Annotated in this window: 19 protein-coding genes; 5 read left to right on the forward strand and 14 right to left on the reverse strand. The window is 33.3% G+C overall.

Going from position 1 to position 14,409, the window contains the following annotated elements:
* Positions 1–91: 91 nt before the first annotated feature.
* Complete coding sequence (locus WCV66_RS19165) at positions 92–859, reverse strand: DUF3891 family protein (protein WP_338786553.1); 768 nt, start codon at positions 857–859, stop codon at positions 92–94.
* Positions 860–1,466: 607 nt separating this feature from the next.
* Between WCV66_RS19165 and WCV66_RS19170 the strand changes: the two genes are divergently transcribed.
* Positions 1,467–1,673: a hypothetical protein gene (locus tag WCV66_RS19170; protein WP_066337474.1), complete on the forward strand. Its 207-nt coding sequence runs from the start codon at positions 1,467–1,469 to the stop codon at positions 1,671–1,673.
* A gap of 156 nt (positions 1,674–1,829) precedes the next feature.
* Entirely contained in the window at positions 1,830–2,255 is a 426-nt protein-coding gene (locus WCV66_RS19175; protein ID WP_066337477.1) for a DUF2621 domain-containing protein, read from the forward strand.
* A gap of 118 nt (positions 2,256–2,373) precedes the next feature.
* Here WCV66_RS19175 and WCV66_RS19180 read toward each other — a convergent pair whose 3' ends face one another.
* The 3 genes from WCV66_RS19180 to WCV66_RS19190 all read right to left on the reverse strand — a co-directional run bounded on the left by WCV66_RS19180 (position 2,374) and on the right by WCV66_RS19190 (position 4,374).
* On the reverse strand, positions 2,374–2,823 hold the full coding sequence (locus tag WCV66_RS19180; protein ID WP_413789680.1) for a CcdC family protein: 450 nt from the start codon (positions 2,821–2,823) through the stop codon (positions 2,374–2,376).
* Positions 2,824–3,094: 271 nt separating this feature from the next.
* Positions 3,095–3,454, reverse strand: a complete 360-nt coding sequence (locus WCV66_RS19185) for a response regulator (protein WP_066337485.1) — start codon at positions 3,452–3,454, stop codon at positions 3,095–3,097.
* 212 nt (positions 3,455–3,666) lie between these two features.
* Positions 3,667–4,374: a cytochrome c biogenesis protein CcdA gene (locus WCV66_RS19190; RefSeq protein ID WP_338786554.1), complete on the reverse strand. Its 708-nt coding sequence runs from the start codon at positions 4,372–4,374 to the stop codon at positions 3,667–3,669.
* A 241-nt stretch (positions 4,375–4,615) separates the two neighbouring features.
* On the opposite strand from WCV66_RS19190, the gene WCV66_RS19195 reads away from it, so the two are divergent.
* Positions 4,616–4,795 (forward strand): aspartyl-phosphate phosphatase Spo0E family protein, encoded by a 180-nt coding sequence (locus tag WCV66_RS19195; RefSeq protein ID WP_338786555.1) that lies wholly within the window; start codon positions 4,616–4,618, stop codon positions 4,793–4,795.
* Positions 4,796–4,998: 203 nt separating this feature from the next.
* On the opposite strand, the gene WCV66_RS19200 is transcribed toward WCV66_RS19195, so the two are convergent.
* The 5 genes from WCV66_RS19200 to WCV66_RS19220 form a co-directional block, all read right to left on the reverse strand.
* Positions 4,999–5,217 carry a YneF family protein gene (locus WCV66_RS19200; RefSeq protein ID WP_066337492.1) on the reverse strand — a complete coding sequence of 73 codons (219 nt, stop codon included), beginning with the start codon at positions 5,215–5,217 and terminating at the stop codon, positions 4,999–5,001.
* A gap of 85 nt (positions 5,218–5,302) precedes the next feature.
* On the reverse strand, positions 5,303–5,752 hold the full coding sequence (gene sirA, locus WCV66_RS19205; RefSeq protein WP_066337493.1) for a sporulation inhibitor of replication protein SirA: 450 nt from the start codon (positions 5,750–5,752) through the stop codon (positions 5,303–5,305).
* Positions 5,753–5,936: 184 nt separating this feature from the next.
* Entirely contained in the window at positions 5,937–6,167 is a 231-nt protein-coding gene (locus tag WCV66_RS19210) for a DUF896 domain-containing protein (RefSeq protein ID WP_338786556.1), read from the reverse strand.
* Between the two features lie 232 nt (positions 6,168–6,399).
* On the reverse strand, positions 6,400–7,056 hold the full coding sequence (locus WCV66_RS19215) for a recombinase family protein (RefSeq protein WP_338786557.1): 657 nt from the start codon (positions 7,054–7,056) through the stop codon (positions 6,400–6,402).
* 72 nt (positions 7,057–7,128) lie between these two features.
* Complete coding sequence (locus WCV66_RS19220; RefSeq protein ID WP_066337500.1) at positions 7,129–7,440, reverse strand: LysM peptidoglycan-binding domain-containing protein; 312 nt, start codon at positions 7,438–7,440, stop codon at positions 7,129–7,131.
* A gap of 156 nt (positions 7,441–7,596) precedes the next feature.
* On the opposite strand from WCV66_RS19220, the gene lexA reads away from it, so the two are divergent.
* Positions 7,597–8,220 (forward strand): transcriptional repressor LexA, encoded by a 624-nt coding sequence (gene lexA / locus WCV66_RS19225; RefSeq protein ID WP_066337505.1) that lies wholly within the window; start codon positions 7,597–7,599, stop codon positions 8,218–8,220.
* A 160-nt stretch (positions 8,221–8,380) separates the two neighbouring features.
* Here lexA and glnA read toward each other — a convergent pair whose 3' ends face one another.
* From glnA to hflX, 4 genes are all read right to left on the reverse strand, one after another.
* Complete coding sequence (glnA, locus tag WCV66_RS19230) at positions 8,381–9,715, reverse strand: type I glutamate--ammonia ligase (RefSeq protein ID WP_066337508.1); 1,335 nt, start codon at positions 9,713–9,715, stop codon at positions 8,381–8,383.
* Positions 9,716–9,772: 57 nt separating this feature from the next.
* The gene (locus WCV66_RS19235) at positions 9,773–10,177 is read right to left on the reverse strand and encodes a MerR family transcriptional regulator (RefSeq protein WP_207974968.1); all 405 of its coding nucleotides are present in this window, start codon (positions 10,175–10,177) and stop codon (positions 9,773–9,775) included.
* Between the two features lie 105 nt (positions 10,178–10,282).
* Positions 10,283–11,557, reverse strand: a complete 1,275-nt coding sequence (locus WCV66_RS19240) for a methionine gamma-lyase family protein (RefSeq protein ID WP_338786558.1) — start codon at positions 11,555–11,557, stop codon at positions 10,283–10,285.
* Positions 11,550–12,770 (reverse strand): GTPase HflX, encoded by a 1,221-nt coding sequence (hflX, locus tag WCV66_RS19245; RefSeq protein WP_413789681.1) that lies wholly within the window; start codon positions 12,768–12,770, stop codon positions 11,550–11,552. Before hflX ends, WCV66_RS19240 begins: the two co-directional genes overlap by 8 nt.
* Positions 12,771–13,036: 266 nt before the next feature.
* On the opposite strand from hflX, the gene WCV66_RS19250 reads away from it, so the two are divergent.
* On the forward strand, positions 13,037–13,660 hold the full coding sequence (locus WCV66_RS19250) for a trimeric intracellular cation channel family protein (RefSeq protein WP_066338000.1): 624 nt from the start codon (positions 13,037–13,039) through the stop codon (positions 13,658–13,660).
* Positions 13,661–13,875: 215 nt separating this feature from the next.
* Here the strand turns inward: WCV66_RS19250 and WCV66_RS19255 are convergent, their stop codons facing one another.
* Positions 13,876–14,214, reverse strand: coding sequence for a hypothetical protein (locus WCV66_RS19255; RefSeq protein WP_066337513.1), 339 nt, complete (start codon positions 14,212–14,214; stop codon positions 13,876–13,878).
* Positions 14,215–14,409 lie beyond the last annotated feature (195 nt).

Raw genomic sequence — 14,409 nt, forward strand, 5'->3', positions numbered from 1 at the left:
TCATTTAAAGTAGTTTCATAGTAATCATACCAAATAAATCCTAAATTCTCATCATTTTAATTGAAAACGTTTTATCAATCAATTTCGAAGCTTATTTTGATATAATTTTAACAGTTCTATTTTGGATTGGTGCATCGTGAAATGCTTTTAGAATCCCCTGCTGTTTAACAAGATCTTTAGGAACGTGTCTTAAAGGAATAGAAAGCTTAAACTCTTCAGTAAAAGGAAACGGATTTACCATTATTTCCTTTTGGCTCTTCCACACAGCATGAAAAGCAAATTCTTTAAAGAACGAAAATGGTTGAGTAAGACCATTTTCAAACCAATTATGCACTTTATCACCCATTGCACCAGCTTCCTGCATACATACAAAAAGTGAGATATTGTCACAAAATTTTAGCAAGTTATAGTGAAAAACTAGATTTTTATCAGTTTCATAGAGGTTTAACTTATTTAAAAGGCGCTTTTGTCTTGAAATCTCCTTATTTACAAATAAGATAATTCTTTTATCGTTTGTTAATTCTTTAAAAAATTGAGTATAGTGAATACTACAAAGTAAAGCTGCGTATAGATTTTTCTCTTCAATCTCATCGATTCCTTTTTTATAAAAATGCAGCTTTAAGGAGATCGGAAAATCGACAAAGGTAAAAGGTACTTGCGCTTCATCGTTCCATAAAGGTGACTCATCAACATCAATCCATGCACGATCATGCTGAGCTATTGCATATAAAACCGAATCTCTTTTATCAATCCCAAGAAAATGTTCCTGTTTCCAGTGTTGTGCAAAACCCTCTGATAATAATGCATGCTCATGTTGTTCAGTCATGACAAATGAAGTTTTGTCCTCATAAACGATCATCGTAACACCTCACCTTAATTTCTTAATAGAAATATATTTACTAGATCATTCTATGTAGAAGAAAAAATCCCTTTATATATTTAATGTAGGTTTTACCTTACCGATGATAAAATTGTTTATCTATTTCAAGATGAATTTTATTAAAGACAAAGTTTCCAAATGAATTAAATCAGCTCCTCTTTTTAGATAGAGGTTATTACATGGATCGATATAAGAAAGTGGATGGGCTTTATGATCATTATAAAACCCAAGTGAAATTTTTCTATTATTTGGTACTTTACGCGCATAAAAAAGCGTGATATTGTATAAATTAATAATGTCCCTTCCGAAACATTCGCTTGTTGCGGGACACTTAACCATGTACGGATCGGAAGGGACTAGTGTCTGATTTTTTAATCAGGCACTTTTTTTATACGATAAATGAGTGATAATCTATGCTTAATCTGCTATTATTTATATAGGATATCCTTTTTTTTGCAAAATGGTTAATTGGAACTGCCCATTCGTAAATGAAATTACATACATAACACTTTAATTGGGCGTGTAATCGTTTAAATGCAAAAAAGTTTATTTAATACCATTATTGTTATATCTAGGAGGAGCTACGATGGTACGTACATATGAATTTGTTTATCTACCAACAGATGTTGGGACAATTCGAGTTGATATACACTATAAACATTCAATGTTTCATGTTCAAGCTGAGTTAAATGATTTAATGAGTTCGGCTTTTGATCGTAAAAAAGTCGAAGCAGTCAAAAAAGCTTTGCTCCTCTTAGCAAAAGAACACCATGCGTTTGGACACCAAGAATAGTTTTACACACTACATTGCATGTGTATAATAGTAATATGAAATGATTTATCGTACAATACAGGCAGTTTAGCACCTACTTCTACTCATTTTCACTTAGAACGGGATCTAACTGCCTGTTAATATGGGAAAGTTTGTATTTTGCAAGAGGTGAACAAAATGTTAGAAGGTTGGTTTTTGTGGTTTATCTTATTTTGGGTTGTTTTTCTTATCTCAATGTTTGCTATAGGTGGATTTTTCATGTTTCGAAAATTTCTTCAAAGAATGCCAAAAGAAGATGGGAAATCAGATTTAGACTGGCAGGATTATTATCTTGAGAAAACGAAACACCTGTGGGAACAAAATGAAAAGGATCTATTAGAAGATCTTGTTGAACCTGTCCCAGAGCTTTTTCGTGATGTAGCACGAGCAAAAATTGCTGGTAAGATCGGTCAACTTGCTTTAAAGGAAAATGCTCAAAGCATAACATTAGATTTGGTCATTCGCGGTTATATTTTGGCTACCCCAAAACGCGATCATAAATTTTTGATAAAAAGGTTGAATGAAAAACAAATTGATTTTTCAGCTTATAAAGCACTTTTTTAAAAAACCGAAACGAAAATCGTTTCGGTTTTTTATTTAAAAGATTTTAATATACACTACCATATCTGAGTATTCATGAATAAAGCACAAGTGCATTTAATGATAATTACAGGTGTCTTATTTAAATTGTTGGTATATTAGAGGAAGAATCTAGCTGATTTTTCACCCTTCTAAAAGAAAAGAACATCGCGATTCTCCAAGGAACAATCATCCCGAATGCAAGAATCCAAAACATGCCACTTAATTCTCCAACATCAATTGTATTACTTAAATATGATTTCATGATTATACGAATGAGTAACAACCCAATCAAAATAAAAGCAAAAGCTTTTGATCGTTTAAGATAAATGTTATCCTCTCTAATTTCAAAATTCGATGTTTTAATTAAAAGAATCGAAAAGATCATACCAACAAGTAAAGCCTCAAAAAACTCAGCGGCTGTTACGCGGAACATTGGATGAATAAACATCAAAGCACCTGTACTCATAAATATCGGTGGCAAAATAATTTTTTTTGCAGTTGCAGGCTTTTTAGCTGATTTTATTCGAATGAATAAAACAAACAGAGCCATACAAATTGCAAAAAATGATGAAATAATTGTGACCAAATAAATCAATCCTTTACTAGACGGCTAATAGTCTTAGTATAAACGAATTTACCATATTTACCTACATAAACTTTCATTTTAATGATCCTGTTTAAATTACTTATTTAAATACTAAAATAAAGTGTTTCCACCTTAATTGCTGAACACCAAGCCTAAAGGCGAAAATTTTGGAGTTTTAATACCTTAATAATACAAAAAACCATTTAAGAAGAATCATAAATGGTTTCACGTCTATTTAACCTAGTACACGGTTAACCGCTTCTATAACGCGATTTTCATCAAAGGGCTTAACAATAAAATCTTTTGCTCCTGCTTCTATAGCTTCTACAACCATTTTTTGTTGACCCATAGCTGAACACATAATAATCTTAGCTTGAGGATAATCTTGTTTGATCTCTTTAAGTGCTTCAATTCCATTCTTTTCTGGCATCGTAATATCCAAAGTAACTAAATCTGGCTTTTCTTTTACAAAAAGTTCAATAGCTTCTACCCCATTTTCAGCTTCTCCGACAACCTCATGATTCGCTTTTATTAATATATTTGATAACGTCATTCTCATAAACTTGGCATCATCAACAATTAAAATTCTAGCCATGCCTAGTTCCTCCCAAAAAATGATAAAGAAAGCCTGTTAATATTGGAGCTTCGATAGTGGTGAAGGCGATTGCAATTTGACATTTTGCTAACCTCTTTTGAAATTTGTTTTCTTTTAAAGCAACATCATTCATACACTCATTATATCAAAAAATTTAAAATGATATAGTAAATTCGACTCAAAAAAATGCTTTTTCAACAAATTACCAAGGACTAAAATCCTGTAAAGCCTCCAAATAATTGAGTTAATAAAATGATAATCGATGTCATTAGATCAAAGAATAGTAATATACCCATTACTATCATCAAATAACCACCTATTTTCATTATTTTCAAATTATACTTTTTAACCCATCCAAGCTTTCCGATGAAGAATGATAAAACTAAGAACGGTACCGCAAACCCTCCTATATAGGCTATCATATAGATCATTGCCGAGCTAGGATTTGTTGCAGCTAACCAAATAACTGCAGATAGAATAGGCCCTGTACATGGAGTCCAGCCTGCTGCAAAAGCCATTCCGATTAGGGATGAGCCTAAGTACCCTGCAGGACGATTTTTAAATGCAAACCTTCGCTCTTTCATTAGAAATTCAGGAGTAAAAACACCAACAATAACTAACCCAAATATGATTATTAATATGGCACCTATTTGACGAATTAGATCTTGATAATTATGAAAGATCTCTCCTACTAAAGATGTACCAAACCCTAAGGCTATAAAAATAGAAGAAAAACCGATTAAAAAGAATATCGTATGTACTAAACTTCTCTTTTGTAATAATGCATTTTCCGTTTTTAGCTCCCCAACAGAAACGCCTGTTATATAAGATAAAAACGCTGGATAAAGTGGTAAACAGCAAGGAGAAATAAATGATAAAAATCCTGCTCCGAATGCTAAAAAAATGTTTATATCTGCCATTTTACTCTCCTCCTACACGAGAATGTCTTCTCTATTCTAGCAAATTTAACCTTTCTTTATAGGTAGGATCGTGACATTTTTATGTCAATTCAATAACAATTTACAATTTCTTCTTTTCGTTCTCCAATTATACCCTTATAATAAATTCAATGTAGTTTTTTGCATCTCCACCTGAAACCATTCAAAAAAAGAGTATAATTCTTAAATAATAAAAAAACATGATTAGAAAGGACAAGTTCTCGTGTCTAAACATGAAATGCTTAAACTAATTGAAAAGAAACGAGCCGAGCTTATTGACATTGTCCTAAAAAACGGGATAAATTCAACAATATCAATACAATATAGCCAAGAGTTAGATATTTTATTAAATCAGTATATTAAAGATGACCTTACACAAAAAAATCGTGTCTATTATTCCTGAGGTCCGCTACTCGTATTTTATATCCAAAAAGCAATTAATCAACAATAACAACTAAATCAAATCCAAATAAAAAGCACGCTTTTTCGCGTGCTATTGTTTTTGAATGAATGATTACCGATTTTTATCGACTAAAAGTTTATCTATCAAAACATTTATATAAAAATGTCAGCATAATATAAAATAAAAGCCCGAATATCGGGATTTTATTTCATTTGGCCATTCATCGCTTTCAACATTTGATTGATTTTCTTTTGGGAAGGTTTCATACCCATTTGCATCATCATCATTTTTAACATTTGTTCATTGATTGGTGGATTTTTCTTTAGGTAAGTCATCATGTATTTACGCGCAATGAAAAATCCTAGTGCAACTCCAGCAAGTAGTGCTAGAATGCCTACTAGAATAACAACCCATAATTCCATTATTTTTCCTCCTTCGTGTTGTCTATCTTACAGTGTACTAAACCCTACGATATTATACAACATTTGTACTATAATTTCTTCACTTTTAACCAAAATTTCTTTCTTTTATCGGATTTAACCAACCATATCTTTCACCTTGTAAATCCATCGCTAAAAAACAAGGATCAAATTTCCTTAGAACTTCAAAGAAAATCGTTTCTGCCTCATAGCTTCCATCAGAGGAAAGCTCTAAATGACGGTCTTTTACGATTAATGTAGCATTCCCTCGATTAGCCTTAAGTTCGATCTTATGTATATGGTGAATATTTTGATAATCAGGACGATTTGCTAAGTGAGTACCAAGTAGTTGATGTATAAATAATGAAGGAATGGGCTTAGTAATATAATTAATTTGTCTTTCAAGTGTAGCTACATGATTTGAGCGAACTGTTGTCCAGTGAAAATCCTGAAACAGGTGATAAATTTTTGACTCCCGACCAAAGTAGTGACTAGCAAATTCTTCTTCTATTAAATAAATATAATAGTGTCTCACCATTTCACTCCTCCTCTATCATCTATTTCTATTATTATAAAAGATCATCAAAGCAAGAATTGTCTTAAGACGGAGAAAGAAGCCACTATTTTTGTCGAAGAGCTTAACATTTTTTTATTTATATTGAAAAGAAAAAAATGTGAAATATTTTAAATAAAAAAAGAATAAATCATTAAGATCTATTCTTCTAATGAAGATTAAACTTCTTCTCATCTTTTAATTTTTGTGGTGTTACATCATTTCCATTTGGATCAACAACTGTTACACCTTTTAAAGTATTTTTCATTGACGAGCGAAAAGCTTGTAAATATTGTTGACGTAGAGATTGCTGTTCTTCTTGTTCTTTTGCTGATAAGCCTTCTGATTTTGATTTTTTTGATAATGCATTTATTCGATCAATTTTATCTTTAGGTAACATATTATTTCATTCTCCTTTGGGCTTTCATGTATATTAGTCAACCAACTCGATCTTCCTAGGTAAATCATCCACAAATAGTCCAATGTTAATTTTACAATCCAAATCAACTAGTGGTTTTACATTAACAATGTAAAATCGTGATTAACTTACATGTCATATTACTAAAAGAAGACAGAATTGACAACTCCTATGCAACCTAAAGCAGAAAAATCATATAATTAATTACTATTTGCTAGTTATGATCGATCGTTTCACTATCAATATATTCTTTATATCTTCTATGAACAGTAGCTTTACTAACATCATAGCCTACACCTCTTAGTGTAGCAGCAATCTCATGAAAAGTGAGTTTCTTACTACGTAATTTAATTATTTCCTCAATTGGTACATCAATTTTTTCACGACCTCCACCCTTATCTAAATTAGATAAATTATCTTGTGGTCTATATCCTTTTGCGATTGCTCGATTCATTCCTCTTTTAATCTTATAATTTACGAGTTTTCGTTGAAATTCTTCAACCGCTGCAAGTATATTTAATACCATGATATCACTTTCAGATAATTCCGGCTCCCCTTGTTCATTAAGAGTAAATACCTTTGCATTTAATTTTCTTATTTCATGTAAAATAGCAATTTTAGCATGTCCGCGTCCTAAGCGGGTATCATCCTGTACAAGAAGCAAGCCCGCTTGTTTATCTTTTATAAGAGCAAGTGCCTCTATTATTCCATCTCGATCGATGTCATATCCGCTATGCCGTTCTTCAATTATCTTTACTACATCTATGTTATGTATTTCAGCAAGCTTTACTAATTCCTCTTTTTGCCTCTCAATTGAGGTATCTTGAGTCTCTTTATTTGTACTAACTCTACAATAAATGATGGCCTTCATTTCGGATCACCCTAGCTAATAAAATTGTATCATTTCTATGTATAAGAAAAATCCAGTAACTAGATATACTTTCTATTCACTAGCAATCTGTTCAAATTGGTATATTTGTTCTTTCTCTACTGGTACAAAAACTAAATCACCTGGTTTAACTACACTTGAATTCATTTTATTTTTATCTTGCACCCATATTACAAAATCTTGCTTTGTTATGTTAGCATTTTCATGGAATTGTTCAGCAATACTCCATAAGCTATCCCCTTCTTCAATTTCTACTTGATGAAATTTTTCTAAATTTTCATTTGTACCAGTATATGAAATAGCCCCTGTAACAGCTAATACCACAGCAAAGAAAGATAGAATATAAAATATTGTTTCTTTTTTCAATTTTACCACCTCATAAGAATATTTGTTCGTATTTATATTTTCAGTATAATACGAACAAATATTCTAGTCAACTGTTTCCTCGAACTTATGTTTGTATTAATAGGTAAATGATGCTATAATAAACATATATTACAGGAATCCGAGGTGTCACAAAGGATGACGAAACTATCAAAAAGACAACAAGATATATTAAGTTTTATAAAAGATGAAGTACAAAAGAAAGGCTATCCGCCGTCTGTAAGAGAAATAGGCGAAGCAGTTGGCCTTGCATCCAGCTCTACTGTTCATGGTCACTTAGCTAGATTAGAATCAAAAGGATTGATTCGTCGTGATCCAACTAAACCAAGAGCAATAGAAATCTTGGAAGAGGAAGAAACACTTCATATTCCAAGAAGTAAAGTTGTAAACGTGCCGGTGATTGGTAAGGTAACGGCGGGTTTACCGATTACAGCAATTGAGAATGTTGAAGAATATTTCCCACTCCCTGATCGGTATGTAAATGACGAGGAACATGTTTTTATGCTAGAAATAATGGGGGAAAGTATGATAGAAGCTGGTATCCTAGATGGAGACATGGTCATTGTAAGACAGCAGCAGACTGCTAATAATGGTGATATTGTTGTGGCAATGACTGAAGAAGATGAAGCAACCTGTAAACGATTCTTTAAAGAAAAGGATTATATTCGCTTACAGCCAGAAAACTCTACTATGGAGCCTATTATTTTACGCAATGTTAGTATTTTAGGAAAAGTAATTGGGGTTTATCGGACGATCCATTAAAAGCTTGCCAATCGGCAAGCTTTTTTCATATACTCTAAGATAATTACATCGTTTTTATCTGCAAGTTATTCATTTAATAAACTACTAAAAACAAGTATTTATTTGACCTGAAGTTTAATCAAAAACCCCTTAGCACAAATTGTGTTAAGGGGTCTTATTATTAATACATTGACATGTATTGTTCTCTTTCCCATGGGTGTACTTGTGTACGGAACATATCCCACTCAATTTCTTTAGCTTCGATGAAATGCTCAAATAAGTGCTCGCCTAACGCGTGTTTCATTGTGCTGTCAGCTTTTAGTAAATCTAATGCTTGAGCAAGAGTTGCTGGTAAATCAACGATCCCATTTTCAATACGCTCTTCTTTAGACATAACATAAATGTTACGATCAATTGGTTTTGGTGCTTCAAGACTATTTTTAATACCGTCAAGTCCAGCAGCTAAAAGAACACTCATTGCCAAGTATGGGTTTGCAGCAGGGTCAACACTACGTACTTCTACACGTGTGCTTAATCCACGGGATGCTGGAATACGAATTAATGGACTTCTGTTTTGTGCAGACCAAGCAACATAACATGGTGCTTCATAACCTGGTACTAGGCGTTTGTATGAGTTTACAGTTGGATTTGTTACTGCAGTAAACGCTGATGCGTGTTTAATAATACCTGCAATAAATTGTCTAGCTGTATCACTTAATTGTAGGTCAGCGCTAGTATCTAAGAATGCATTTTCACCATTGCGGAATAATGATAAGTTCATGTGCATACCAGATCCGTTTACACCGAATAATGGTTTTGGCATAAATGTAGCGTGTAGTCCATGTTTACGAGCAATTGTTTTAACAACTAATTTAAATGTTTGAATATCATCACATGCTTTGATTGCTCCAGCATATTTAAAATCAATTTCATGCTGTCCAGGTGCAACCTCATGATGAGAAGCTTCAATTTCAAAGCCCATTTCTTCTAGTTCTAGAACAATGTCACGACGGCAGTTTTCACCTAAGTCAGTTGGTGCTAAATCGAAATAACCACCATTGTCATTTAATTCTAGAGTTGGTTCACCTTTTTCATCTAGTTTGAATAAGAAGAATTCTGGCTCAGGTCCTAGATTGAAGTCTGTGAATCCAAGCTCTTCCATTTCAGCTAATAGACGACGTAAATTGTTACGTGGGTCACCAGCGAATGGGGTTCCATCTGGATTGTAAATGTCGCAAATAAAACGAGCAACTTGGCCTTTTTCAGCAGTCCAAGGGAAGATAACGAAAGTATCTAGATCTGGATATAAATACATATCAGATTCTTCAATACGTACAAAACCTTCAATTGAAGATCCATCAAACATCATTTTGTTGTCTAATGCTTTGTCAAGCTGACTAACTGGGATTTCAACGTTTTTTATCGTTCCAAGAATATCCGTAAATTGTAAACGGATGTATTTTACATTATTTTCTTTTACTAAACTTACAATATCTTCTCTTGAATATTTAGACATTGAAAATCTCCTCTCTACAGGCAAAGAATTTTTATAATTAATTGGAATTACTCATAATTAATGAAAAAACCTTGACATGTCGCCATGTCTTAATGTTGGTCGATTAAAGCGACCCGCTTGCATTAGTTCGGATTTCAGTAGCTTGCGCAATTCCGCATCACTTATGTCTGGCTTCTCAACAGTTTTAGGTTGTTCCAGTTGAGCTTCTTTATGCGCGCTATCATTTCTGGAGAAAATTTGTTTAATTCCTGCTAAATTTACACCTTGCTCAATTAAGTTACGAATCTCCAATAACTTATCAACATCATTAAAAGAGAAAAGTCTTCGATTGCTCTCGGTTCTAGCGGGAAAAATCAATTCATTCTCTTCATAATATCGGATTTGTCTTGCAGAAAGATCTGTTAACTGCATAACAATTCCAATCGGAAATAGGGGCATTGAGCGTCGAATATTATCACTCATGTTATTCGCTCCTTTTGTTTAACTATTTTTATTATAATTCATGTTATATTATGTGTCAATAATATGTGAGAAATTATAACATCATTTTCAAATATAAATTACTAGTTAACTATTTATCGTGAGCAGCTCTTGATCTAGTAAAGAATCGATAGCTGAACAAATCGCTATTTTTACATGGGAATATGTGAGTCCTCCTTGAACATATGCAACAAACGGAGCTCTTATTGGTCCGTCTGCAGATAGTTCAATACTAGCACCTTGGATGAATGTTCCCGCAGCCATGATTACATCATCCTCGTAACCAGGCATATAGTTCGGATATGGTGTCACATGTGAATTAATTGGTGAAGCATATTGAATTGCCTGGCAAAAAGCAACCATTAGCTTAGCATCATTGAATTGAACAGATTGAATTAGATCTGTTCTCGTACTATTCCAGGATGGATTCGTCTGCAACCCAAGTTCTTCTAAGAAGGAAGATGTGAAAACAGCACCTTTAAGAGCTTGTCCTACAACATGTGGTGCTAAAAAGAATCCTTGATACATTTCTTGTAAGCTGTAAAGGGAAGCACCTGCTTCTGCACCAATGCCAGGTGATGTCATCCGATAAGAGCATGCTTCCACAAGTGATTTTTTACCTACAATATATCCACCTGTTTTTGCGATTCCTCCACCTGGATTTTTTATTAATGATCCCGCCATTAAATCTGCACCTACGTGGCATGGTTCAAGTTCTTCTACAAACTCACCATAGCAATTATCGACAAAAATGACAACATCTTCTTTCAAAGATTTTACAAAAGATATCATTTCTTCTATTTCAGCAAGTGTAAATGAAGGACGTGTTGCATAGCCTTTTGAGCGTTGAATACCGATCATTTTTGTCTTGTACGTAATCGCATTCTTAACAGCATCGAAATCAATTTCCCCATTTTCGCGGAGATCAACGGTTTTATATCCAATCTGAAACTCCTTTAATGAGCCTACTCCACTTCCTCTAATCCCTACAATTTCTTCAAGCGTATCATAGGGTTTACCAGTAATATATACAAGTTCATCCCCTGGTCTTAACACACCAAATAATGCTATTGAGATCGCATGAGTACCAGATATGATTTGTGGTCTTACCAAACCTGCTTCTCCACCGAATACATCTGCATATATTTCTTCCAATGTGTCTCTACCTATGTCATCATAACCATAACCTGTAGTCGGAATGAAATGAGAATCACTAACACGGTGCTTTTGAAAACTTTGAAGGACACGAAATTGGTTTGCTTCACTTTGTCTCTCAATCGACTCATGAACTTCCTTTATCTTTTCTTCTACCTTAGCTACCATTGGTGCAAGTTCTGCACCATGTTTTAAATAATTAAACATTATTCTTACCCTCTCCATTATACTTCTCTAGCTGTCCATTTATTGAATGAGTTGGGAGTACGAATCCTTCAATTTCATACAGTTCATCCTGTTCATTAAAAATTAACTTTTTAATCAATGATTCTGTTTTTAATTGAGATAGTAACCTTCCTTCGTTTGCAGGTATTTTCACACTATATTGATTCATTACATCCTTTGCAAAACTCTCTACTTGATCCATCAGGGTAACCAAATCCTCTTTTGAAAATGCGGTAATTTGGATATACTCTTCATTCGGTGATGGTACAAATGAGCTTGGTGCTTGATCCTTTTTATTGTAAACAGTTAGAATTGGGATATCTGTTACGTCTAACTGCTCAAGAAGTTTATAAACGGTTTGTTCATGGTTTGCATAATCCTCATTTGAGCTATCCACAACATGTAAAATCAAATTTGCTTCCTTCACTTCTTCTAATGTAGAACGAAAGGCAGCTACTAGCGTTGTTGGCAGATCTTGAATAAACCCAACTGTATCTGTAATAAGAGCTTGATAATTAGATGGTAATACCACCTTGCGAGTCATTGGATCAAGTGTTGCAAATAATAAATCCTCTTCAAAGCTTCCTGCTGTTGTCAAACGATTAAATATTGTGGATTTTCCCGCATTTGTATAGCCTACAAGAGCAATTTGAAAAGCTTGATTTTTTTTTCGTCGTTCTCTATATCTATTTCGGTGACTAACAACTGTTGCAAGCTGTTGTTTGATTTCATGGATTCGATTACGTATATGTCGACGATCTGTTTCAAGTTGTGTCTCACCAGGTCCCCTCGTCCCAATTCCCGCACCTTGACGTGAGAGTGCAATCCCCTGTCCAGCAAGTCTTGGTAACAAGTATTGAAGTTGCGCTAATTCAACCTGTAACTTACCTTCCTTAGATTTAGCTCGCTGTGCAAAAATATCTAAGATAAGTTGTGTACGGTCAATGATTCTCACATCTAAATTAGATGATAAATTTCTTAGTTGGCTCGGTGACAACTCATCATTAAAGATAACTATATCTGGCTCAAGCTCATCAACTAGATTTTCTAATTCTTCAACTTTTCCTTTTCCTATGTATGTAGCTGGGTGTGGTCTGTCACGTTTTTGTATGATATTAATTAACACTTCACCATTTGCGGTCTTTGTTAATGAAGCTAGTTCTTCCATGGAATATTGAAAATGATCATCCAGCATTGTTTGAAGCTGACAACCAACTAAAATGACTTTTTCTTTTAAAACATCAATTGTATTATTCAATAAAACCCTTCCCTTACGCTGTTTTAGCAATCTAATCATATCAAACATTTTGATATTTCACTAATTATTTCTTTATTATATACAGAAAATAACTTCTTTATCTTTTTGTATACTTATTCATGAAAAAATCATTGACCTTTCCATATTTGAGCTTTAAAATCAAGTTCAACTACAAGAGATCGGACATGGAGGATTCAAGAGATATGACATGGGAAGTATTAAGTATTATCGGGACGATTGCTTTTGCAATAAGCGGAGCAATTGTAGCAATGGAAGAGGAGTATGATATTTTAGGGATATATATACTAGGTATTGTCACAGCATTTGGTGGCGGTGCAATTCGAAACCTTTTAATTGGAGTTCCGGTCACTGCATTATGGGAACAAGGGGTACTCTTTCAAATTGCCCTTTTTGCAATGACAACTGTATTTCTTTTTCCACATAGTTTATTAAAGCATTGGCATAAATGGGGTAACTTTACTGATGCCATCGGTCTTTCTGCCTTTGCCATTCAGGGAGCACTTTATGCGGTGAACATGGGTCATCCAACAAGTGCAGTTGTTGTTGCAGCTGTCCTAACCGGAAGTGGCGGAGGGATTGTTAGAGATTTACTAGCAGGTCGTAAACCATTAGTGCTTCGAGCAGAGATCTATGCATTTTGGGCGATAATTGCAGGGCTTCTAATCGGTTTTGAAGTTGTCAAACAACCTATTGAATTATATATTTTATTCATTGGAATCGTTGTTCTCCGTGTATTTTCCTATACGTATAATTGGAAATTACCAAATCGCAGTTTACAAACATTATCAAAAGAACAATCATTATAGAAATATGCCTATAATACTAATAATCTAAGAATTAGGAGAAGAACAACTTATTAGTTGTTCTTTTTGTTTATAGTTACAAATAATAACATTATGTAAACTTAATTGGTGTTAAAATACATTCTTTTTGATTTTACAATTAAATGCATAATGTCTGCCTCATTACTTTTTAATAGAAAAAAAGAAACACGCACCACTGTGTCATGTTTCTAGTGACATTAGCTAATTTTTTGAAGAGAATGTCTTGATTGGTTTACTTTACATTTAATATATGTCTGAGTTGTATCAAACATATCCGCTACGTACATTGTTGCTCCATAATATGTTTTTTCTTGGGACATTTCTTTATCCACTATATAATCATATATTGTTGCTTCTATATCATTAAAAAACGGTAGGATTTTTTGATTATTTGCTAAAATTTGATAAAGCTGTGTTATGAGAAACGGGCTTTTACCAAACTCTTCCTGTAATTGATCAATAACATATTCGTTAAGTGACAATTCATTTTCAACAAGATATTTAAGCTCTTCTAAAAATAATTTGTTATCACTCATCCTGATCACTCCCTCTTATACTTTGTATTTTATCATCGTCACAAAAATATTGAAAGCGTTATCAATATTGATTTCTATAGCTTTTTTCGAATGAATAGTATGAGTTTAATGCTATTTATATATGACTCTATATATTTTTTCATTTCAATCTATAAAAAATAAAGAAATGTATACAAATCTTTGTTATTACATTGT

Source organism: Metabacillus rhizosphaerae (assembly GCF_037201795.1).
Classification (GTDB): Bacteria; Bacillota; Bacilli; order Bacillales; family Bacillaceae; genus Metabacillus; species Metabacillus rhizosphaerae.